General features: G+C 64.8%; 21 protein-coding genes. 13 read left to right on the top strand and 8 right to left on the bottom strand.

What is annotated here, in order from left to right; genetic code table 11:
* Positions 1-13: 13 nt before the first annotated feature.
* Positions 14-634 carry a double zinc ribbon domain-containing protein gene (locus TRD_RS00965; protein ID WP_012641612.1) on the top strand — a complete coding sequence of 207 codons (621 nt, stop codon included), beginning with the start codon at positions 14-16 and terminating at the stop codon, positions 632-634.
* On the opposite strand, the gene TRD_RS00960 is transcribed toward TRD_RS00965, so the two are convergent.
* The gene (locus TRD_RS00960) at positions 620-1,483 is read right to left on the bottom strand and encodes an NAD(+)/NADH kinase (RefSeq protein WP_012641611.1); all 864 of its coding nucleotides are present in this window, start codon (positions 1,481-1,483) and stop codon (positions 620-622) included. The genes TRD_RS00965 and TRD_RS00960 overlap by 15 nt on opposite strands.
* A gap of 77 nt (positions 1,484-1,560) precedes the next feature.
* Here TRD_RS00960 and TRD_RS00955 point away from each other — a divergent pair, with 77 nt between their 5' ends.
* The 12 genes from TRD_RS00955 to TRD_RS00895 all read left to right on the top strand — a co-directional run bounded on the left by TRD_RS00955 (position 1,561) and on the right by TRD_RS00895 (position 14,432).
* Complete coding sequence (locus TRD_RS00955; RefSeq protein ID WP_012641610.1) at positions 1,561-2,202, top strand: bifunctional 4-hydroxy-2-oxoglutarate aldolase/2-dehydro-3-deoxy-phosphogluconate aldolase; 642 nt, start codon at positions 1,561-1,563, stop codon at positions 2,200-2,202.
* Positions 2,203-2,216: 14 nt separating this feature from the next.
* Complete coding sequence (gene recO, locus TRD_RS00950; RefSeq protein ID WP_052294024.1) at positions 2,217-3,035, top strand: DNA repair protein RecO; 819 nt, start codon at positions 2,217-2,219, stop codon at positions 3,033-3,035.
* The gene (locus TRD_RS00945) at positions 2,995-3,867 is read left to right on the top strand and encodes a purine-nucleoside phosphorylase (RefSeq protein ID WP_143714584.1); all 873 of its coding nucleotides are present in this window, start codon (positions 2,995-2,997) and stop codon (positions 3,865-3,867) included. The genes recO and TRD_RS00945 overlap by 41 nt, the downstream gene beginning before the upstream one ends.
* A gap of 139 nt (positions 3,868-4,006) precedes the next feature.
* The gene (locus TRD_RS00940; RefSeq protein ID WP_012641607.1) at positions 4,007-5,293 is read left to right on the top strand and encodes a hydroxyacid-oxoacid transhydrogenase; all 1,287 of its coding nucleotides are present in this window, start codon (positions 4,007-4,009) and stop codon (positions 5,291-5,293) included.
* Between the two features lie 687 nt (positions 5,294-5,980).
* Complete coding sequence (locus TRD_RS13415; RefSeq protein ID WP_012641606.1) at positions 5,981-7,486, top strand: prenyltransferase/squalene oxidase repeat-containing protein; 1,506 nt, start codon at positions 5,981-5,983, stop codon at positions 7,484-7,486.
* A complete protein-coding gene (locus TRD_RS00925; RefSeq protein WP_012641605.1) occupies positions 7,483-8,421 on the top strand; it encodes a hypothetical protein in 939 nt (312 codons plus the stop codon). Before TRD_RS13415 ends, TRD_RS00925 begins: the two co-directional genes overlap by 4 nt.
* Positions 8,418-9,413, top strand: a complete 996-nt coding sequence (locus tag TRD_RS00920; RefSeq protein WP_012641604.1) for a hypothetical protein — start codon at positions 8,418-8,420, stop codon at positions 9,411-9,413. Before TRD_RS00925 ends, TRD_RS00920 begins: the two co-directional genes overlap by 4 nt.
* Complete coding sequence (locus TRD_RS00915) at positions 9,410-11,074, top strand: ABC transporter ATP-binding protein (protein ID WP_012641603.1); 1,665 nt, start codon at positions 9,410-9,412, stop codon at positions 11,072-11,074. The genes TRD_RS00920 and TRD_RS00915 overlap by 4 nt, the downstream gene beginning before the upstream one ends.
* Positions 11,071-11,409: a cyclic-di-AMP receptor gene (locus tag TRD_RS00910; RefSeq protein WP_012641602.1), complete on the top strand. Its 339-nt coding sequence runs from the start codon at positions 11,071-11,073 to the stop codon at positions 11,407-11,409. Before TRD_RS00915 ends, TRD_RS00910 begins: the two co-directional genes overlap by 4 nt.
* 85 nt (positions 11,410-11,494) lie before the next feature.
* Positions 11,495-12,559, top strand: a complete 1,065-nt coding sequence (gene recA, locus TRD_RS00905; RefSeq protein WP_012641601.1) for a recombinase RecA — start codon at positions 11,495-11,497, stop codon at positions 12,557-12,559.
* A gap of 44 nt (positions 12,560-12,603) precedes the next feature.
* Positions 12,604-13,518, top strand: a complete 915-nt coding sequence (locus TRD_RS00900; RefSeq protein ID WP_012641600.1) for an ABC transporter ATP-binding protein — start codon at positions 12,604-12,606, stop codon at positions 13,516-13,518.
* A 14-nt stretch (positions 13,519-13,532) separates the two neighbouring features.
* Positions 13,533-14,432, top strand: a complete 900-nt coding sequence (locus TRD_RS00895; RefSeq protein WP_012641599.1) for an ABC transporter permease — start codon at positions 13,533-13,535, stop codon at positions 14,430-14,432.
* A 381-nt stretch (positions 14,433-14,813) separates the two neighbouring features.
* Here TRD_RS00895 and TRD_RS00890 read toward each other — a convergent pair whose 3' ends face one another.
* The 7 genes from TRD_RS00890 to TRD_RS00860 all read right to left on the bottom strand — a co-directional run bounded on the left by TRD_RS00890 (position 14,814) and on the right by TRD_RS00860 (position 21,363).
* A complete protein-coding gene (locus TRD_RS00890; protein WP_012641597.1) occupies positions 14,814-16,097 on the bottom strand; it encodes a C40 family peptidase in 1,284 nt (427 codons plus the stop codon).
* Positions 16,098-16,322: 225 nt separating this feature from the next.
* Positions 16,323-17,105 (bottom strand): imidazole glycerol phosphate synthase subunit HisF, encoded by a 783-nt coding sequence (gene hisF, locus TRD_RS00885; protein WP_012641596.1) that lies wholly within the window; start codon positions 17,103-17,105, stop codon positions 16,323-16,325.
* Positions 17,105-18,220, bottom strand: coding sequence for a coiled-coil domain-containing protein (locus tag TRD_RS00880; protein ID WP_041435867.1), 1,116 nt, complete (start codon positions 18,218-18,220; stop codon positions 17,105-17,107). The genes hisF and TRD_RS00880 overlap by 1 nt, the downstream gene beginning before the upstream one ends.
* Entirely contained in the window at positions 18,220-18,954 is a 735-nt protein-coding gene (gene hisA, locus TRD_RS00875; RefSeq protein WP_012641594.1) for a 1-(5-phosphoribosyl)-5-[(5-phosphoribosylamino)methylideneamino]imidazole-4-carboxamide isomerase, read from the bottom strand. The genes TRD_RS00880 and hisA overlap by 1 nt, the downstream gene beginning before the upstream one ends.
* Positions 18,951-19,592, bottom strand: a complete 642-nt coding sequence (gene hisH / locus TRD_RS00870; RefSeq protein WP_052294097.1) for an imidazole glycerol phosphate synthase subunit HisH — start codon at positions 19,590-19,592, stop codon at positions 18,951-18,953. The genes hisA and hisH overlap by 4 nt, the downstream gene beginning before the upstream one ends.
* Positions 19,593-19,609: 17 nt before the next feature.
* Positions 19,610-20,569, bottom strand: coding sequence for a histone deacetylase family protein (locus tag TRD_RS00865; protein ID WP_012641592.1), 960 nt, complete (start codon positions 20,567-20,569; stop codon positions 19,610-19,612).
* Positions 20,566-21,363, bottom strand: coding sequence for an inositol monophosphatase family protein (locus TRD_RS00860; protein WP_012641591.1), 798 nt, complete (start codon positions 21,361-21,363; stop codon positions 20,566-20,568). The genes TRD_RS00865 and TRD_RS00860 overlap by 4 nt, the downstream gene beginning before the upstream one ends.
* Positions 21,364-21,365: the final 2 nt, after the last annotated feature.

Raw genomic sequence — 21,365 nt, 5'->3', positions numbered from 1 at the left:
GTGGAGCACAGCGGTGGAACAGCTCATCGCTCAAGCAGCGCATCTTCTCATCGCCCTGGGCGGTGCGTACTATCTGGCACTCTGGTTCGCGCTCATCGTGTGGACGTTCCAGGACATCCAAACGCGGACCCGGAGCGTCATCGCCCAAATCTTCGCGACGCTGCTCGTCGTGCTCTTTTCCGTCCCGGGCGCACTGCTTTATCTCCTGATGCGCCCGCGCGAAACATTGGAAGAGCAGTACGAGCGGGCGCTGGAGGAGGAATATCTGATCCAGGACCTGGAAACAGCCGGGCGCTGCCCGCATTGTCAGCGACCGGTGCAGGACGACTTCCAATTTTGCCCCTACTGTCGAGCACCGTTGAAACAACTCTGTATCGCCTGTGGCCGTCTCCTCAGCCTGGATTGGCCGCACTGCCCGTACTGTGGCACCCAGCAGCCGACCGAGGAAGGCGACGTGACCGTACAGGAGCGTCGCTCGCCGCTCGAGGCTGTGCAGCGTGCTCTCGGACGCACTCCGGGCGGACGACGACCGGAGAAGACCCTACCGGAAAACGAGGCGACCACGCTCCCACCTGGCTGGTCGCGGAGCATGCGGGAAAACGAGCCGGATACCAGCAAGTTACCGCGCGCCTGATGGCGTGTCGGCATTTCGGGTTCGCCGGCTGGGCTGTGCCTCCGGTCGGATTTGGAAATTGAACTTGCTGCGGAATGCCTCGTAAAAGTTCGTACCCGGCAGAACCACGAGACGGAACGCTTGCTTGCCCCGTCGCACCCGAACGAGATCACCCCGCTCCAAAGACGCGACCGGCTCTCCGTCGATGATCAGGCGCGCTTCCCGGTCGCTCACGTACACCTGCTCGATCGTCGCCTGCTCCGGGACGACCAGCGCAATGCGGATCGGCGAGTGCGGACAGATCGGCGTCACGGCGAACCCATGCACCCCGGCAGTCAACACCGGCCCACCCGCAGCCATACAGTAAGCCGTACTTCCCTGTGGGGTCGCGACGATCATGCCATCACCCGGATAGGTGTTGACGAACTGACCATCGATGTAGAGCTCGACTTCGATGAGCTGGTACCCGGCACGAACCACGACATCGTTGATCGCCCAAGCATCGACGAGCACGCTTCGCCCGCGTTCCAGCTGGACAGCCAGCGTTGGACCCTCTTGGACGTGGTACCGATCGTGCACCAGGTCGTGCAACGCCCGTTCCCATCCCTCGCGTTCCGCCAAGGCCAGAAAGCCGACCCGGCCGACATTGATCCCGAGAATCGGAACATCAGGATAATGGTGCGCCACGCGCATGATGAGCCCGTCACCGCCGATGGCGATGATCGCGTCGAGTTCTGGCCAGACGACCGGGAGAGCTTCTTCGTTAGCGATCTGGCACTGGTGCGCGGCGAGCCAGCGCTGGATCCGGTCAGCCAACTCGACTGCCTCAGGCTTGCCGTGCGCCGCGACGACGCCGAACCGTCGTGCCATCGTGATGACTCCTACTCTCCGCCGACCCGGCCCGCTACACTCGATGCGAATGGTACCCGAGCGGAAGGGGGAGCGACGTGAACTGGATCGAAACGTACCGGCTGATCGCCGTGATCCGGCTCGATGACTTGAGCTGTGCCGTCGAACTCGCCGAAGCCTTACTCGAGGGCGGAGTGCGCGTGCTCGAGTTCACCTACACGAATCGTGAAGCTGGTCGTGCCATCGAACAGGTGCGGCATCGTTTCGATGGATCCTGCCTGGTCGGAGCAGGGACGGTCCTGGATGCAGAAACCGCGCGTCAGGCGATGTTGGCTGGGGCTCAATTCATCGTTACCCCGACACTCCGGCGAGAAACGATCGAGATCTGCCGACGCTATTCCATCCCCAGCGTGATCGGTGCTTTCACCCCGACCGAAATCCTCAGCGCGTGGGAATGGGGCGCTGATTACATCAAAGTCAACCCGGCCAGTCTCGCGGGACCGAGCTATTTCAAGGACGTGCTCGCTCCCCTGCCGCAGGTGAAACTGATCCCCTCGGGTGGCGTGACACTCGAGACCGCACCGGCTTTCCTGGCGGCCGGCGCCGTCGCCGTGGCGGTCGGCAGTCACCTTATCGATCGCACGCTGGTTGCGCGCCGCGACTGGGCTGGATTGCGGGAACGCGCTCACCAATGGGCGGAACTGGTCGCTCACCCGGATATCGGCGTTCCGGCATCGTGATCGGCGAGCGAGGCATGGCCGAAACGACGAACCACCGCATCCGGCTGTACCGCACCGAGGCGATCGTCCTGCGCCGCCGCGACCTCGGCGAGGCCGACAGGATCCTGACGCTCTTCACTCCGAAAGCAGGAAAACTCCGGGTCATCGCAAAAGGAATACGCCGGCCGCAGAGTCGCCTGGCCGGCCATCTCGACCTCTTCGTTCGGACCCAAGTCCTGCTCGCCCGCGGGCGCGAACTCGATATCGTGACACAAGCGCAGCTGGTGGAGCCGTTCACTGGACTGCGCCGGGAACCCTGGCGAGCAGGCTGGGCCGGTTACCTCGCCGACCTGACCGATCGAGCGACCGTCGACGAGGATCCGCAACCGGCGCTTTACGACCTCCTGCTCGAGTGCCTCCGACTGCTCGCCGAGTTGCCCGATCCTTTCGCGGTCGTAAGACGGTTCGAGATGCGCTTGCTGGTTCTCCTCGGTTATCAGCCGGAACTCGTCGTCTGCCCACACTGCGGGAAACAACTGACGCCGGGGCGGCTCGCCTTCGCACCGGATCACGGTGGCATCCTTTGCGGCGAGTGCGTGGGACACAGCGCTGGAGAAGTCCCGCTCAGCGTCGGGGCCGTCAAGGCTTTGCGCCTCTTGCTGGCCGATCACTGGCAGGAACTCGCCCGCCGACCGCTCAGCCTCGCCTTGCGCGGCCAGATCACGAGTGCCCTCCAGGCAGCGCTCCAGGCGCACATCGGCGACATCGCTGCCTCCGCCGCCGTGGCGACACTCTTGCAGGAAGAGGGGCACGATGATGGACATCCTCCATCCCTGGCAGGAACGAGCAGCTGAGCGAGCGCAGATACTCGCCCAGCGTTATCACCACACTCCTGACGCGCTCATCGTCCTCGGCTCCGGGCTGGCGACTCTCCCTGAAGACGCGCATGTCGTGGCACGCGTCCCGCTCGACGAACTCACTGCGATCGCTGCCCCGGCTGTCACCGGTCATCCACGCGAGTTGGTGCTGGCAGAGTGGAATGGGCACCCGATCTGGTTTTGCCTCGGTCGTTATCACCTCTACCAGGGTCTCTCGGCTGCAGAAGCCGCTGCGCCGATCGCCCTCCTCGCCCACCTGCCTGGTCCGATCGTCATCCTGACCAATGCCGCCGGCTCCTTGCATCCGACCTTCGCACCGGGCGATCTCGTGCTGATCCGGGATCACTTCTTCGTCCCCGGTTTGGCCGGTCACCATCCGCTGATTCCACCGGCGGGACGGGTTCGCTTCTTCAGTCTGCGCGATGCCTACGATCGCCACCTCCGCGCGGTAGCTCGCGCTGCTGCGGCCCGACTCGGCCTGGAACTCCCGGAGGGAACGTATGCCATGGTCGCTGGGCCGACCTTCGAGACGGCAGCCGAACTTCGCTGGTTGCGAGCCGCCGGGGCTGATCTGGTCGGCATGTCGACCATCCCCGAAGTGATCCTAGCGCGGGCACTCGGGTTACGCGTCCTGGCCATCTCCGTCGTGACCAACTTGGCGATCCCAGAAGAGCCAGCGATCCCGACTCACGAAGAGGTGGCGGCCATCGGGGAACAGGCCCGGCCGCGCCTCCATCGACTGCTCGGCTTCTTCCTCGACCAACTGGCCGAGGAAAGCGATGCCGTCACGGGCCGCGAGCCTGTCTGAGCACCGTCCAAGCAGTGATCGACAGACCCGGGCGCGGCACCACCACGCTCCGTGATGGAGAGCACACGCTCCTCTTGACACCTCGTCCCTCCTGGCCGACGATGATGCCGCCTGTTGTGTTCCGGAAGGAGCATCCGGCATGAGCGCGAACCTGACCCAGACCGTCATCGCCATGGACCTCGTCCCCTTCCGTTTCGGGCCCGGTGCGACCGCTGACGTGACCGTTGAACTCGAGCGGCTCGGGGCACGCCGCGTCCTCCTCGTCACTGACCGTCATCTGCGACAGCATGGCCTGGTCGAGCCAGTCGAGGCAGCGATCCTACGTGCTGGTGCGGAAGTGGTCGTCTTCGACCAGGTGCACATCGAGCCGACCGATCGCTCGTTGCGCGATGCCATCGCCTTCGCCCAACGCGTCCAGCCGGACGCCTATGTTTCGCTCGGTGGTGGGAGCACGATCGACACAGCTAAGGCGATGAACCTCTTCACGTCCTACCCGGCTGACCTCTTCGACTATATCAACAAGCCGGTCGGTCGAGGCAATCCAGTTCCCGGCCCATTGAAGCCGCACCTGGCACTCCCCACGACCGCCGGTACAGGCAGCGAAACCACCGCGGTGATCGCCCTCGAACTGACCGATCGTCGGTTGAAGACCGGTATCTCGCACCGTTTCATCCGCCCGACCATGGCGATCGTCGATCCGCTCAATACGGTCACGTGTCCCCCGATGGTGACCGCGTTCGCCGGGCTGGATGTCCTCTGCCATGCGATCGAGTCGTACACAGCCAAGCCGTATCACGTCCGTCCTCGACCGGACAGCCCGACCGAGCGACCAGCCTATATCGGGTCCAACCCGGTCGCTGACCTGTGGAGCGCACAGGCTATCCGGTGGGGTGCACGGTATCTACGGCGAGCAGTCTACAACCCGCTCGATCTGGAGGCCCGCACCTTTATGGCGCTGGCTAGCTTGACGGCCGGTATCGGCTTCGGGAACGCCGGGGTCCACATCCCACACGCCATGTCCTACCCGATCGCCGGGCTCGTTCGTGACTTCTTCCCGCCCAACTACGAGGTCGACGAGCCGCTCATCCCGCACGGCCTGGCCGTCGTCGTGGGCGCTCCGGCTGGTCTCCGCTTTACAGCACCGGCCTGGCCCGAACGACACGCTGAGGTGGCCGAGATGCTGGGGATCGACACCCGCGGCCTGCCAGTCCGCGCAGCTGCCGAAGCGGTTGCCGATGCACTCATCCAGCTCATGCGCGATCTCGGCCTGCCGAGTGGTCTCGCGGAACTCGGCTTCACCGAGAGCGACATCCCCGCACTCGTCGAGGGAACACTGGCCCAGCAGCGCATCCTGGTGAACAGCCCACGGCCAGTCGACGAGCGAGCACTGCGCGCCATCTACCGCGAGGCCATGCGGTACTGGTGAGCATCGCCCAAAGCGCGGGCGGTCCAGTCATCGGGGCAGGAGCCAGCGATCGAGCTGGGCGGGTCTCCTCAGTCATGCTGTTCCGATGGAACCACCGACTGCTCGAACCAGGAGCGACCGTGATCGCCTTATCGGTTCGCGCCGAGGACAGGTGGTTCCGATCGACCAGGCCATGAGGGAAACCCGGCGGTTTCCGCTTCCGGCGCACCGAGCACGACCACCGGAAGGTCTCATGCCACGTGCGAGCCGACGGTCGAGTGTGCCAGGAACTCGATCGCTGGCGTGGCATGTGTCCGGGCAGGCTTGACAACCGAGCCACGAGCTTTCACAATGTGTGCAGCCGATCGATCGGCGATGCACCTTGACAGGATGTGCGAGACGGCGGCGAGTGCGAGCAGGAGCGCAGAAGTTCGTTCTGCTCGTCCACACGGGGGAACACCGGTGAAAGTCCGGGGCTGTGCCGCAACTGTGACGTCGCACCAGTCGGTGCGACGAAGCCAGGTCTACCGTCGCCGCCGTGTCCGACCCGCCTCGAGCCAAGGGGGGAGGACGCCGGTGATGCACTGTGCCTCGACGCAGTGAACCATTGGCAGCCCGCCCCGTGCGGGCTGTTCTCGTTTTTCCAACACGGACAAGCGAGTGCGGTTTGGAACGACCTCAGTCGGCGTGACGAGGGAGGAGTGAGGTATGCGTCGTATCCTCGCTATTCTGACCATTTTCTTGCTCGTTCTCGCACCAGGGGCGAGCGTATCGGCGAACCAGTTCACAGTAGGCCGGGCGCTCACTGGGGCAGTAACCTGGCTCACCACCCAGCAACGTGCTGATGGAGGTTTTGCCGGCTTCACGGGCGAGAGCGATCCTGGCATGACGGTCGATGCTGTCTTGGCTCTCGCCTCGGTCGGCATCGACCCTGGCTCGGTGCAGCAAGTCGGTGGAGCGAGCGCCATCGCGTACCTGGAGTCGGCCGCTGCCCGCTACAGCGAGAAGCCGGGTGGCGCGGCCAAGCTGATTCTCGCCGCTGTCGCGAGCGGGCGCGATCCACGTGCTTTCGGCGGCGTCGACCTCGTCGCTCGCCTGCAACGTGCCTACGACCGTGCGACCGGACTCTACGACCAGCAGCTCTTCAGCAACGCATACGCGCTGCTGGCACTCGCTGCTGCCGGCGTACCGGTTCCCGAGCGTGCGGTCCAAGCCGTGCTCGAACGGCAAGCGGCTGACGGCAGCTGGGCTTGGGACGGCAGCACAGAGCCGGGCGCAGGCGACTCGAACACGACGGCACTCGTGATCCAGGCGCTTGTTGCCGCGGGGCAGCGCGAGCATCCGCAGGTACGACAGGCCCTGCTGTATTTGCGCAGCGTCCAAGCCGCGGATGGCTCCTTTGCCTACCAACCCGCTGATCAGCTGGTCGGTGATGCCAACTCCACCGCACTCGCTGTCCAAGCGCTTTTGGCTGCGGGCGAGGAACCGCAATCCCCGTCCTGGCGCTTTGCGCTCGATGCCCTGGCTCGCTTCGCCAACTCGAGCGGCGCGCTCCGTTGGCGCGACGATGCCCCGGACGACAATCTGTTCGCCACCGTGCAAGCTATCCCTGCGCTGGCGCGCGAGGCCTTCCCGCTCCGCGGCATCGCTCTCCCGCTGACTCGAGCTCGCGTGCCGTTCGAGACCACTGCAGAAGGCTGCCGGCTGTTCCCGGAGACCGGACACAGCTTGTGCGGCCCGTTCCTGGAGACGTGGGAGCAGCGAGGAGGGGTCGCCAATTTCGGTTATCCGATCACCGGTCCATTCTTCGATCCGCACCTCCGGCTGCTCGTCCAGTATACGGAGCGCGCGCGTTTCGAATTCCACCTCAAGCCGGACGGAAGCACGCTCGTGATGCTCGGCCGGCTCGGTGCTGAGCGGCTCCCAGCAGCACCACGCGAACCGTTCGCCCCCGCTCAGCCAGGCGATCCGGCAGCCTGCACGTACTTCGTGGAGACGCAGCACAACCTCTGCCATGGTTTCCGCGCCTATTGGGAACAGTACGGTGGTCTCGCCGTCTTCGGTTACCCGCTCAGCGAGGAGTTCGTCGAAGACGGGATGGTCGTGCAGTATTTCGAGCGTGCCCGCTTCGAATGGCACCCCGGTAGCTGGCCGGAGCGGCACGATGTCTTGCTGACCCGGCTCGGCGCTCGCATCGTCGAGGAAGGCTCGTGACTCGCACGTCTCGCCTGCTTCGCCTCCTCCTCACGCTGCTGCTCGCGCTCGCGTTGGCGGGCGCGGGCAGCACGTCCTCGCGCGCTGAGCAGCCGAACGGCGCTGGACTGGTCATCCGCTACGGCGACGGCCGGATCGTCACCGCGTACGTCCAGTTCGAAGAACCGACAATCACTGGCATCGAACTCCTCCAACGTGCTGGCGTACCGGTTACGGTGGCCCAGTTCGGTGGACTGGGGCTCGCCGTCTGTGCCATCTCCGGTGAAGGATGCCCAGCGGAGGACTGTTTCTGTCGAGCCAAGAGCCAGCCAGCGTGGTTCTGGCACTATTACGGGCTCACGCCGGACGGCCGCTGGGTACTCCACCCAGTCGGTGCCTCCAACCGGATCGTCCGCGACGGCGACGTGGACGGTTGGTCATGGACAGCCGGAGAGAGCGGCCTTCCCGCTTTGACGATCGAGGAGATCGCACGCGCGCATGGCATCGAGCGCTCGTCCGGTCCGCCTGCCACCACGCAACCGACCGCGCCGCCAGCACCCTCGGTTACCAGTCCGACCGAACCAGCGGTGACCTCGCCCGTGACTCCAGTGCCGACCTCGGGCCAACCGGCCGTCGGATCCTCCACGACCCAGCCGGACGGCCAACAGACTGGTCCCGCATCCTCCCCGACAGTCACTCCCACGTTGCCGACTCCGACGCTCGGAGTACTCACCCCGACATCGCTGGCCTTTGCCGAGGCCCAGCCAACGGTTCCCCCGACCGCTGCAGCGCTCGCTGGGTCCTCGAGCACCCCCAGCATCGGGGTGACGCCGTCAGCGCCTGTGGCTGACAGCCATCCTACTGGCCCGCCCTGGGGCGCGCTCCTCTTCACGAGTCTCGCGGCCATCGTCCTGCTCGCGTACTCGTTCGCCCGCTGGCGGAGGCGGTCACCATGAACGCGATCACCTGGTTGCTCTGGGCACTCGTGCTGGTGCTCGCGATCTCCGTGACGCGCAATCCGTTCTACTTGAGCCTGGCAGCGCTGGCCGTTGCGACCGTCTGGATCGCAGTCGATACGGCGCGGCCGCTCGGCCGGCAGGCGCCTCGCTTACCGCTCCTGGCTGCTGGCTTTCTCCTACCGTGGAGCACCGCCGTCAATGCGCTGCTTGCCCACATCGGCGACCGCGTCCTCTTCCGACTTCCCGCCTGGCCGGTCATCGGCGGACCCATCACGCTCAATGCAGCACTCTACGGCTTGCTCACCGGCATCGCACTGACCACGGCACTCGCCGGAACGACTCTCCTTCACGCCGTCATCGATCGTCACCAGGCTCTGCGCGCGATTCCTCCCAATCAGCGTGTGCTCGCGACCACTCTCGCGATTGCCCTGAACGCGCTCCCTGCTTTCGCGACAGCAGCACGCGATGCGGTCGAAGCGTCGCGCCTGCGCGGCCTGGCACTGCCACGCTGGAGGCAGCTTCAGATCGTCGTAGCAGCGATCCTCTATCGTGGTATCGACTACAGTCTCGCCACAGCTGAGGTACTGGAGACGCGGAGCTTCGCTGCGCGGCACCGGGCGAGACCCGCTACGCAAGCCAGTTCGCTCGCGATGCTCCTCGCTAGCTTCGCCGTCATCGGAGGCAGCCTGGCTGGGAAACCGAGCCTCGCTCTGGTCGGCGTTGCCGGGCTGTCCCTCGGTTCGGCGCTGATCGTCCACTCGACCTGGCGCAATCTCCGCACTCTGCAGTGGTCACTCGCGACCGGAGCGGCGGCGTCGCTCTTGCTCGCAGCCTCGACCCTCCTCGTCCTGTCGCTCCGCGACTCCGCTGCCGACCTGGCGTACTCGCCTTATCCGGCTTTGCGCTGGCCGGGTTTCTCTCCGCTCGCCGGGTTCGCCTTTCTCCTGCTCGCCTCACCGGCACTCTTTCTGCGAGGATCCGCGCGATGATCGAAGTGGAGGCACTCCGCTACCGCTACCCCACGAGCCGGTATCCAGCACTGGTCGCCCCGCACTGGGCAGTGGAAGCTGGTGAGTTCGTGCTCTTGGCCGGCGAGACCGGTTCGGGGAAAACGACCTTGCTGCGCAGTCTCGTCAGCCTGGTTCCCCACTTCTATGGTGGGTGGTTCGGCGGGCGTGTCCTCGTCGGCGGACGCGACACGCGCCACCATCGCCCAGCCGATTTGGCTGGGCTGGTCGGCTACGTTGGTCAAGAGCCCGAGACGCAGACGCTTCTGGATCGCGTCTGGGACGAGATCGCCTTCGCGCTGGAGAACCTCGGTTTCCCACCGCGCGTCGTCGCTGCCCGCGTCGAGGAAGCACTCGATCTCCTCGGGCTCGCTCATCTCCGCAATCGCCCGATCGAGACACTTTCCGGCGGTGAACGACAGCGACTCACACTCGCCAGTGTTCTCGCGCTGCGGCCGCAATTGCTCCTCCTCGACGAGCCGACCTCGCAGCTCGACCCGTGGAGCGCCGAGACCGTCCTCGAGGTCTTGCGCCGTCTCGTCGACGAGCTGGGGATCACGCTCGTCATCGCCGAACACCGGTTAGACCGCCTGCTCGGGAGCTGTACGCGACTCACGTTACTGGAGGATGGGAAAATCGTTGCGGACGGCTCGCCCCAGCACGTTGCCGAACGCTTGCCCGATCCACCGATCCTCGTCCAGGTCAGTCGTCTCCTCGGCTGGTCGCCACCGGCCCTCTCCGTCGCCGAAGGCAAACGGCGGTTGCGTGGATGCCAGCTGCTCTCCCCTGTTCAGCGCCCAGCGCCGTCACCCGGCCCGACGCCTCTCGCCCTGGAGCGCATCGCGTGCCGCCGCGGTGAGCGTCTGGTGCTGGAGGATGTGACGCTGGAGGTCGCGCGCGGGCTGGTGACGGGTATCGTCGGACGCAATGGATCAGGCAAGACGACGCTCCTGCGCGCGGCTCTCGGCTTGGAAGGGATCGTACGCGGTCGGGTCTGGCTCGGTGGCCGTCCGGTACATGAAACGTTGCGGGCAGGCGAGTCTGGCTCGATCGCCTACGTCCCGCAGTATCCCGGCGCACTCTTGGTCGGGAGCCGCCTCCGCGACGACCTCGAACTCGTCGCGCGCGTACGCCAGGTCAGCACGACTGCGGTCGACGAGATCGTCGACCTCTTCGAACTTCACCCGCTGCTGGATACCCATCCCGCTGACCTGAGCAGCGGTGAACGCCAGCGTGCCGCTCTCGCCGTCGCGCTCACCGGTCACCCGGCACTCATCGTGCTCGACGAGCCGACGCGCGGGTTAGGGTTGCGACTCAAGCAGCGTCTCGCCAGCGAGCTGCGCCGGCGTGCTGCTGCGGGGGCTGCTGTCCTCCTCACCACGCACGACGTCGACTTCGCCGCGATGGTCGCTGATCGAATCGTTCTCCTGAGCGAAGGACGCATCGTGAACGAAGGGCCACCGCACCTTGTCCTGGGGGAGAGCTTCTCCTATGCTCCGATCGTCAGCCGTCTTTTCGGTCCTAGCTTCGTCACGGTGAGCGACGTCGAGCAGGCGCTCCGGGAAAATCCAGCGCCAGCGAAACACGCTCGAATCGGTTATACTGAGGGGGACTACGGCGAGTTCGATCGGGAACGAGCGTGAAACTCCTCATCGCGATCGTCCAGAGCGAGGATGCTGATCGTCTGATCGGCGAACTCGTCAACGAAGGGTTCCGGGTGACGCGCATCGCGAGCAGCGGTGCATTGCTCCGGCGCGAGAACGCTAGCTTATTGCTCGGTGTGGAGGACCACCAGGTCACGCGAGTGCTGTCCATCATCCGGCGGACCTGCCGGCGCAGGAAGGAAGTGGTCATCCCCTACGCGCCCGCCCTGGAGCCGGGGCTCTTGTGGTTGCCAGAAAACTTCGAGGTCGAGGTCGGTGGAGCAACAGTCTTCGTCTTGCCCGTCGAGCGAGTCGAGCGGATCACTGGCGATTGACAGGAACGAAACGAGACAGTACGATTGAGCAGAACTCGAACATGGGTTCTATTCTTGCGCGATCGGTGAGCGGAAGGCGGCAGCGATGGATCGGCAAAAGGCACTGGAACTCGCGATCTCTCAAATCGAGCGCAGCTTCGGCAAAGGCGCCATCATGCGGATGGGCGAGGACCCATCCAAGCTCCAGGTCGATGTCATTCCGACCGGTGCGATCGCCCTCGACCTCGCACTCGGAGTCGGTGGGATTCCGCGCGGTCGAATTACCGAGATCTTCGGTCCCGAGTCGAGCGGAAAGACGACGCTCGCCCTCCACGTGATCGCCCAGGCCCAGCGGATGGGTGGTATCGCCGCGTACATCGACGCCGAACACGCCTTCGATCCTGTCTATGCTGAGCGCCTCGGTGTCGATCTGGACAACCTCTTGATCTCGCAGCCGGACACCGGTGAGCAAGCGCTGGAGATCACCGAAACGCTGGTGCGCTCGGGCGCGGTGGACGTCGTCGTGATCGACTCGGTCGCTGCACTGGTCCCACGCGCCGAGATCGAGGGCGAGATGGGTGATGCTCATGTCGGCCTGCAGGCACGGCTGATGAGCCAGGCATTGCGCAAACTCACGGGGGCGATCAGTCGCTCGAAGACCGCCGTCATCTTCATCAATCAGCTCCGCATGAAGATCGGTGTCATGTATGGCAACCCTGAGACGACGACCGGTGGCAATGCACTCAAGTTCTACGCCTCGGTTCGCCTGGATATCCGCAAGGTCGACGCCATAAAGGAAGGAAACGAGACCGTCGGCACGCGTGTCCGGGTCAAGGTCGTCAAGAACAAGGTCGCCCCGCCGTTCCGCCAGGCCGAGTTCGACATCATGTACAACGAGGGCATTTCGGTGGCCGGCAACCTGCTGGACGTGGCAACCGATCTCGGCATCATCCGCAAGAGCGGTGCCTGGTACTATCTCGGCGAGGAACGGCTCGGCCAGGGTCGCGAGAACGCCAAGGCGTTCCTCAAGGCCAATCCCGAACTCATGCGGGAGATCGAGCAGCGGATCCGCCAAGCAGCACCTGAATTGCGCGGACGTATCCAGTACGATGGAAGCGCAGCAGAGGAGTCCGACGCCGAATCGGCTGTCCCGACACTCTTCGATGTATAGGCGTCCCGCGGCACATCACTGCTGCCCTGCGAAAGGCCGATTCAGTGACGAGTGAAACGATCCTCGTCGTCGAGGGGCTCACGAAACGGTTCGGTAGCCGCACGGCAGTCGATAATCTGAGTTTCTCCCTCGGACGTGGCGAACTCGTTGGTCTCCTCGGACCGAATGGTGCCGGCAAGACGACGACGTTGTCGATGATCGCTGGTTTGATCCGGCCCACCGCGGGCCGGATCGTCTTGTTCGGTCGCCCGTTGGCCGAGAGCCGCGAGCAACTTCGGCGCGTCGGACTCACGCCCGAAGTCGCCAGCTTTTATCCGTATCTCGACGCCCGCCAAAACCTATCGGTGATGGCGCGTGTTTATGGAGCTGACCCCGCCGAGATCGACCATCTCCTCGAGCGCGTCGGCCTGCTGGAACACGCTCGACATCCGTTCCGGACCTACTCCCAGGGCATGCGCCAGATGCTCTCCCTCGCCAACGCGCTGCTGGCCGACCCTGATCTTCTGCTGCTCGACGAACCGACCAACGGACTCGACCCGTACGGTCAACAACGTGTCCACGATCTCTTGCGCGAACTCGTCGCCCGCGGCAAGACGATCCTGCTCTCGAGCCACCTCTTGCGCGACGTCCAGGAACTCTGCCAGCGCGTGATCATCATCCATCGCGGACGGCTGATCGAGGATAGTCACATCGAACGACTTCTCCGGCCAAGCGAATTGCCCGTGCTGGTCCGGACAGTCGCCGACGATCGTGCCCTCCTTCTCCTCAGTGGACCGGCCCGTCCAGACTGGATCCGCGGCGTCGAGCGCCGAGACGACCATCTCATCGTCCATTTGCCCTCCGAACGTTTACCGGAACTCAGCGCCTTCCTGGTGCACCATGAACTCTACCTGCGCGAGTTGCGTCCACTCGAGGGAGACCTCGTTACTGCCTTCGTCGAACTGACGCGCGAGCGGTAGCGGAGGATTACGGCATGCGTGCGCTCATCGCCGCGGAATGGTTCAAAGTGACGCGACGGCCGATGACCTGGATCGCGCTCGGTATCCTGCTCGCCATCATGGCCACCCTCCGTCTTCTCTTGATCGCCCTCTCCTTCGTTTCCCTCCCGTCCGCACCGGGCCAAGAGATGCCCACGAATCTTTTCGCGGATCTCGTGACCTTGCCTGGAGCCATCGCGGACAGCGTCAACTTCCTGCCCAGCACTGGTATCTTCGCGCTGCTCGTCGTCGCGGCCAGTTTCGCTGGTACCGAGTTCGCCTGGGGCACGATCGTCCCGCTCCTCGCCCGCGGTGCCTCGCGCACGCGGTTCGTCCTCGCGAAAGCACTCGTCGCGCTCGTCGTCGCGCTGCTCTACCTCATCGCGACCACCGTAGTAGGACTCGTCCTCGGTGCGATCGCGTCCCAGCTCCATCATGGGCAAATTCCGCTGGAATGGCTCCAGCGCGACTGGCGCGAGTTCCTGCTGGCCCTTCTGCGCGCCTACTGGGCCACGGTTCCCTACGTTCTGGCCGCGCTCGCTATCGCTCTCGTCTTCCGTTCCTCGGCCCTGGCAATGGGTATGGTGCTGGCATACGTCATCGTCGAGCAAGTCGGCCTCGGCGTCCTGCAACTTCTCCGGCCGATGATCGAGGACAGCGGGTTTTCCTGGCTCTTCACGCTGCTCGATTGGACCCTGCTCGGTCAGAACGCTTCCACGCTCCAGGCGCTCAACACGCGCGCTTTCCTACCGACTGGTCTCGCCGAACAGGCGACGTCCGGTGATCTTCACCCCTGGCGCGCAGCCGTCGTTCTGGCAGCCTACAGCTTCGCCTTCCTGCTCGCCGCTCTGGTCGCGCTCCGCCGCGATATTCCGACTCGCCCGACCAGTGCTTGAGCACGTCATCACCTCGGCGAAAACCGGCCAGCGTCTGCGTCCGAGCGTCGGCTCGCTCATGGTTCCGGGCACGCCGAAACTCGCCATCAGAGCGGTAGAAGCTGGAGCCAGCAGCACAGCAGGAACCCCGTCTTGCCCATTGAGCGGGCCGACCCAGCGAGACGACGCCCTCCACTCATCCGTCAGAGGGTGCCGTTGCACTCGTCGACTACCCTGAGAATCCTGCCGCTGCGCGTCGGCGCGTCCGTCTTCCTGGAGCGCGAAATCGACGCCTCGCTCCGCCTCTCGATCGTTGGCACTGTCCGCTCGAAAGTGCGCCGAAATGGAACGGCCAGGTGAGATCCCACCTGGCCGTCCGGATCGGCTGTTCGAGCGTACGTCTCAGGTCCCGACGCGCCGTGCGGTATAGAAACGGGGTCCGTAATAGTCGCCCCAGAGTTCGCTGATCGTCACTCCCGTCCCGTAATTTTCCGCATGAATGAACCGGCCATTGCCGATGTAGATCCCGACATGCGACAGGCCCCACTTATAGGTGTTCTGGAAGAACACGAGATCACCCGGCTGCAGTTGGTTCGGGTCCACCGAGACGCCACTCACCGCCTGTGCTTCGAGGCTGCGCGGGAAGCCACCACCCAGCACCTGGTTGACGACGAAGTAGACGAAGCCGGAGCAATCGAAGCCGGCTGGCGTGGTTCCACCCCAGGCGTAGGGCCGCCCCAAATACTGCATGGCGGTCGCCACGATCGCATCGCCCACCGTACTCGGCGGTGCTGGAGTCGTTGGCACCGGATTAGACTGCGGCGCAGCTTCGGCCGGCGTCGCGGCTGGCGCACCTGGTTCACGATCGGTCGGTGCCAGATAACCACCGTGCGCCCAGCCCTGCAAGCCGCGATAGTCGACCTGCCACCAGGTGATCCCCTGCCCGTCGGTCTGCGGACCACCGATGACCCGCATGACCGCCCCTTCCGGAGCGACCGCGGCGACAGGTCGCCCATAGCCCGGACCTTGCCGGACATTCACTCCCTGTCCATCGGTATTCACGACCTCGACATTGCCACCGACACGGATGGTGGGCGTGTTCGCGATCGGCTGCGCCTGGGCCACCGGAGTGGAATCACCCTCCACCACGACCAGATAGGCCAGGGCTGCATAACCGTCGACCCCCTCGTGGCGCACCGGGACCCAGGACGTTCCAGCTGCATCCTGCACCGGGGAACCGGTCGCGACCGCGCGCCCGCCCTCGGGCATGATCGCGAGAACGCGACTTTCCAATCCCGCTGTCTCTCGCAACCGGAGACCATAGCCACCAGTCCCCGTTACGAGTACCGTGTCGCCAGCAACGGGCACCGCTCGAGCCAAGTAATCGGCCAAAACCCAGCCGGTCATCCCACCGTTCTCGATTCGGTACCAGGTCGTCCCATCGCTCGCCGCCCGCGGCCCCTCCACAACACGAACGCGTGCCCCTTCCGGGAGCCCACCGACCCGCGACGCGCCGAGTCCTGGTTCGGCCCGGACATTCACACCGTCACCGTTGGTGCCACTCACTTGCCCAAGCGCACCCGTGACGAGGTCATTGGTAGCGAGAACAGGGGAGAATGCGAAGATCGCGGCGAGGAACGCGCAATACGAGGCAACGAACCACAGCGGGAGTCGTCTCTTCCCCAATCGAACTCCCCTTCCCAGATGACGACCGCATCACGCTCGGCGCGGCCGACACCGCCGCACCGTATCAGGAGAGCCGAGAGACGGCTTCCTGCGATCCCCCGTCCGGACGCGGCCTCGCCTGCCGCGCCCGTTCGCCCGCAGACTACCATGCACGCGTCGGCGCTGTCAAGGGGTGACATAGGACATTTGTGCGGATTCGGCAGAGAGGATGGTCGTGACTCCTGGTCACGATGGGGTGAACTCGACCGAGACATGCCGCACCGGCACACCCCGAGCAGCGAGATAGCGCTTGGCCTCAGCGACGCTATACCGGCCGAAATGGAAGATCGACGCAGCCAGGACAGCATGCGCGCCACCCATCGTCAGCGCCTGGTAGAGGTGTTCCAGCGTGCCCGCACCACCGGACGCGATGACCGGCACACCCACTGCATCGACCACCGCGCGCAGGAGTGCGAGATCATAGCCCTGCTGCGTCCCATCGGTATCCATGCTCGTCAACAAGATCTCGCCAGCGCCGAGCGACACCCCCTGCTTGGCCCACTCGATCACATCGAGTCCGGTCGGCCGGCGTCCCCCGTGGGTATAGACTTCCCACCCGCCCTCAGGCCGGCGACGCGCGTCGATCGCCAGGACGACGCACTGACTCCCGAACCGCTGCGCACAAACCCGGATCAGATCCGGGTCGAGAACAGCTGCCGTGTTGACGCTCACCTTGTCCGCACCAGCGCGGAGGAGTCGATACATGTCTGCTGGTGTTCGCACTCCTCCACCGACCGTCAGCGGGATGAACACTTCCTTGGCTGTCCGCCGAACGACCTCCACCATCGTCTCGCGCCCCTCCGCGGAGGCCGTGATATCCAAGAAGACGAGCTCGTCAGCACCTTCGGCATCGTACCGCGCCGCGAGTTCGACCGGATCACCGGCATCGCGCAAGTCGAGAAACTGCACTCCCTTGACGACACGCCCAGCGGTGACATCGAGGCAGGGGATGATCCGCCGCTTCAGCATCAGGAAACCGGTCCTTCTCCGCGCTCCGCCCGCTGTCGCTGCTCGATGAACTGTTCGAGTTCCTGCTGGGCTTGCTCGAAGTGCAAGCGCACTCGTTGCTCGAGGAGGCGCCACAGTTCGGCACGCAGCTGGCGGTCAATTTCGCGTAGCTCGTCCAGCCGCACCTCGATGAGATCGATCCGGTAGCGCAACTCGCGGTCGACTGCTTGCAGAGTCTCGAATTCAGCCTGAACCCGCTCGGCCCGCTGATCGCTCACTGCGGCGAGATCCCGCAAGGCTTGATCGAACTGTTGCCGGATCTCTTCCACTCGCTCCAGGAGCAGATCGTCCCGCTCGCTACTGTGGCTCCGTACTCGCTCGATATCGGCCCCGAGCCGCTGGGCAACTGACCGGAGGTCGTCGAACTGCTGGGGAACCGCCGCGAGGAACTCCTGCACGCGCTCGAGTTCCTCCGCTAACTGGCTGTCGCGCGAGGCACCCTCCTTCAGCTGGACCTGCAACGTCTCGATCACTTGCATCGCTTCCGCGACCCGTCGCCGAACGTCCTGCTCGACGATGCGGATGGCATCGTGCAAACGGGTGACTTCGCGACCGAGCCGCTCGACCTCGGTCGTGACGGCCTCCAATCCGCCACGCAGGGACTGATCGGTCGCTGAGAGGCGCTCGATATGGGCAGCCAGATGCTCGATCAAGATCCGCAGCTCATCATAACGCCGCGTGTCTTGCCCAGTATCGTCGCGTTGCCGGCGAACAGCCTCGAGAAGCTCGGCAACCTGCGCTTGTAACGTGCGGATCGGGCGAGCAACCTCATCGAGCCGCAAAGCCAGTTCCGCCAGCTGCTGACGAAAACGTGCCTCCTCGAGTTGCCGGGCCTGCTGTGCCTGCTGCGTCTCGTGGCGATGTTGCTCCAGTGCATGGCGTTGCTCAGCCCAATCCGCCTCGGCTGCCTTGACTTCCTCCTCGAGCCGCAGGAGCCGAGCCGCCAACTCCCGCACACGATGCCGCAGCTCATCCACTTGACTCTGCATCGCCTGCTGGCGCGCTTCCTCGCGACGGCGGCGCTCTTCTTCGCGGACCTGCTGGATGAAGTCGGGCTGATCGGGACGCCGCTCCATCACGCCGCCTCCGCTCCGATGACCCAGTCCTCCGGTCGTTCGAAACGAACTCTTCCCTCGTACAGCGCACGCCCCACGATGGCTGCTTCGACACCCGGTACGCGAGCGAGCGCTTCCAGATCCGATCGACTTCCCACCCCGCCGGAAGCGATCACCGTCACGCCCAGCGCCGCCAACCGTCCCATCAGTTCGAGATTCGGACGCGTCAACGTGCCATCGCGCGTCACATCAGTCGCCAGTACCCGCCGCACCCCCAGCAGCACCACACGGTGGACCACCTCTTCCACCCGGATCGCTTGCACGGTTTCCCACCCGTGTGTCGCAACCCAGCCGTCACGAGAATCGACCGCGACGACCACTCGTTCGACACCGAACCGCGCGAGCGCCTCGCGCAGCATATCCGGGCGCTCCAGTGCCGCCGTCCCGATCACGACTCGGGCCGCACCACCTACGAGGAGGCGTTCGACCGCATCCAGCGTGCGCACCCCGCCTCCGACCTGTACCGCGACGTCAGGCACCGCCCGGATCACTCGCTCGATGAGTTCGTGTTGCACTGGTTGGCCGAGCCGCGCGCCGTCGAGATCGACGACGTGGAGCCAGCGCGCACCAGCCGAGGCCCAGCGCTGTGCCATCTCGATCGGATCGTCACTGTACACAGTCGCACGGGCGAAGTCACCCCGGAAGAGGCGGACGCAACGCCCTTCGCGGAGATCGATCGCCGGGATGACGATCACACCGGTGCCTCCAACGGTAAACCGCCACGCGTTCGTTCGACGAGATCGACAAAGTTCGCGAGCATCCGCAACCCCCAGAACCCGCTCTTCTCCGGATGGAACTGGGTGGCCATGACGTTGTCTCGAGCGAGCACGCTGGCAAAGCGCACCCCGTAATCGGTCTCACCCAATATCCATGAGGAATCGCTCGGCTCAGCATAGAAGGAGTGCACGAAGTAAAAGTCCGTCCCATCGGGAATTCCAGCGAAGAGCGGGTGAGAAGAGCGCAACCAGACCTCGTTCCAACCCATATGGGGAACAGTGATCCCCTCGGGCAAGCGACGCACCACACCGGGAACGATCCCCAGGCAGCGGTGCTCACCTCCCTCGTAACTGACCTCCAACAAAACCTGCAGTCCCATGCAGATTCCGAGGAAGGGAATACCACGTTCGATTGCGGCACGGAGAGCCGGCACGAGCCCAAGTTCCTCGAGATGCCGCATCGTGTCCGCCGCAGCACCCACACCCGGAACGATGACGCCGTCTGCTCGCTCGAGCGGTGCGGGATGGCGACTGACGATCACCGGTGCGCCGATCCGCTCCAGCGCATTGACCACACTCGCGAGATTGCCGGCTCCATAATCGACGACGACGATCACCATGGTACGCCTCACGATCAGCGTTCAGCTCGACCATCTGTGTCGAGCGCATCGAGGGTTGCCGCAACGCTCGAGGCGAGCGCGCTCAGATTGTAACCACCCTCCAGAGCGAGAACGAGCCGCCCGTCACACCAGACCTCCGCGATCGCGCGGACTTGTGACGCCATCGCAGCGAAACCGTGCTCGGTCACGGCCATCGCTGCCAACGGGTCGGCATAGTGCGCGTCGTACCCCGCTGACACCATGACGAGTTCCGGTCGGTAGGCCGCCAGGCGGGGCTCGATCTCGTTGGCGAACGCCGCGAGATACACCTGGTCGTCGCTGCCCGGTGCGAGCGGAATGTTGAGCGTATAGCCGCGCCCGGGCCCCTCACCGATCTCCTCTGCCCGGCCAGTACCCGGGTAGAGCGGCCACTGGTGAAGCGAGACGAAAAACACCCGATCCGTTCGATAAAACGCTGCCTGCGTGCCGTTGCCGTGATGGACGTCCCAGTCGATGATCGCGATTCGGCGCAAGCCGTACCGCTCCAGGGCATACTGTGCGGCGACCGCGATGTTGTTGAAGAGGCAAAAGCCCATCCCGCGCTCCGGTTCGGCATGATGGCCCGGCGGGCGAATCAAGGCGAAGACTCGCCTCGCTTGCCCGGACAACACCGATTCGACCGCCTGCACGACCGCACCGACGGCGAGTCGCGCTACTTCGAACGAGCGCGGAGAAACAATGGTATCGGCATCGAGCCAGCCTCCGCCCCGTGCCGCGAACTCCCGCAGTTCCACGATATACGCTCGATCATGGATGAGCGCGATCGTTTCCTCGTCCGCCGGATCCGGCTCGATAACCGGACGGTTGTCGAGCCGCCCTGTCCGCTCGAGCAACTGCAGAATGGCTTCCAAGCGAGCTGGACGCTCAGGATGATCGCCGGTTTCGTGTTCGAGAAAGCGGCGTGAAGTGATGAGGACAGTAGGCTCGGTCGTCACGCACCACCTCGATCGTCGCGACGGATCAGGTCCAACATCGCGTCGTGGATGAGCCCGTTCGACGCGACACAGGTGCCCTGGGTCAGTCGATACGGTTGCCCATCGTAATCAGTCACGCGCCCGCCAGCTTCGGTGACCAGGAGCGTTCCCGCTGCTGTATCCCACGGGGAAAGTTCCTGCTCCCAAAAACCATCGAAACGGCCAGCAGCAACGTAGGCGAGGTTCAAAGCTGCGCTCCCGTCTCGCCGCACTGCCCGAGCCGTCAGCGTGAAGCGTGCGAAAGCAGCGAGGGCCTCGCGTCGTCGCTCGCGATCGTACGGGAAACCAGTCGCCAAGAGCGCGCTATGCAGATCCGCATGCTGGGAAACGCGGAGCCGCTCCCCGTTCAAAAATGCTCCCACCCCTCGCTCAGCGATGAACAGCTCGTCCAGAACTGGCTGGTACACGACCGCAAACTCCGGCTCTCCCTCGCAGAGAAACGCGATCGAGACACAAAACATCGGGTACCCGTGAGCATAGTTGGTCGTCCCATCAAGGGGATCGATGACCCAGAGCGCGGGCGCATCCAGCGACGCACTGCCCGTTCCTTCCTCGGTGAAGAACGCGTGCTCGGGGAAGGCTGCCTGGATCGTTTCCACGATCAGTCGTTCGCTGGCGATATCCACTTCGGTCACCAGGTTGACCGCTCCCTTGTAGCGGATCTCGCGGACCCGCCCGAGCCGTTCGCGCAACAACCGGCCAGCGGAGAGTGCTGCCGCCACTGCCACCTGCCGCACCGTCGCCATCGTCCTCATCC

This window comes from Thermomicrobium roseum DSM 5159 (assembly GCF_000021685.1).
Classification (GTDB): Bacteria; Chloroflexota; Chloroflexia; order Thermomicrobiales; family Thermomicrobiaceae; genus Thermomicrobium; species Thermomicrobium roseum.
The sequence above is the reverse complement of the archived record's forward strand: the minus strand, read 5'-3'. Positions and strand labels throughout refer to the sequence as shown.

Excerpts from the sequence above, each read along its gene's own strand:
- TRD_RS00940 (WP_012641607.1), top strand. The coding sequence starts at position 4,007 with ATGAGCGCGAACCTGACCCAGACCGTCATCGCCATGGACCTCGTCCCC.
- TRD_RS00915 (WP_012641603.1), top strand. The coding sequence starts at position 9,410 with ATGATCGAAGTGGAGGCACTCCGCTACCGCTACCCCACGAGCCGGTAT.
- TRD_RS00860 (WP_012641591.1), bottom strand. The coding sequence starts at position 21,363 with ATGAGGACGATGGCGACGGTGCGGCAGGTGGCAGTGGCGGCAGCACTC.
- TRD_RS00895 (WP_012641599.1), top strand. The coding sequence starts at position 13,533 with ATGCGTGCGCTCATCGCCGCGGAATGGTTCAAAGTGACGCGACGGCCG.
- TRD_RS00960 (WP_012641611.1), bottom strand. The coding sequence starts at position 1,483 with ATGGCACGACGGTTCGGCGTCGTCGCGGCGCACGGCAAGCCTGAGGCA.
- hisF (WP_012641596.1), bottom strand. The coding sequence starts at position 17,105 with ATGCTGAAGCGGCGGATCATCCCCTGCCTCGATGTCACCGCTGGGCGT.
- recA (WP_012641601.1), top strand. The coding sequence starts at position 11,495 with ATGGATCGGCAAAAGGCACTGGAACTCGCGATCTCTCAAATCGAGCGC.
- recO (WP_052294024.1), top strand. The coding sequence starts at position 2,217 with ATGGCCGAAACGACGAACCACCGCATCCGGCTGTACCGCACCGAGGCG.
- TRD_RS00945 (WP_143714584.1), top strand. The coding sequence starts at position 2,995 with ATGATGGACATCCTCCATCCCTGGCAGGAACGAGCAGCTGAGCGAGCG.
- TRD_RS13415 (WP_012641606.1), top strand. The coding sequence starts at position 5,981 with ATGCGTCGTATCCTCGCTATTCTGACCATTTTCTTGCTCGTTCTCGCA.
- TRD_RS00880 (WP_041435867.1), bottom strand. The coding sequence starts at position 18,220 with ATGGAGCGGCGTCCCGATCAGCCCGACTTCATCCAGCAGGTCCGCGAA.
- TRD_RS00920 (WP_012641604.1), top strand. The coding sequence starts at position 8,418 with ATGAACGCGATCACCTGGTTGCTCTGGGCACTCGTGCTGGTGCTCGCG.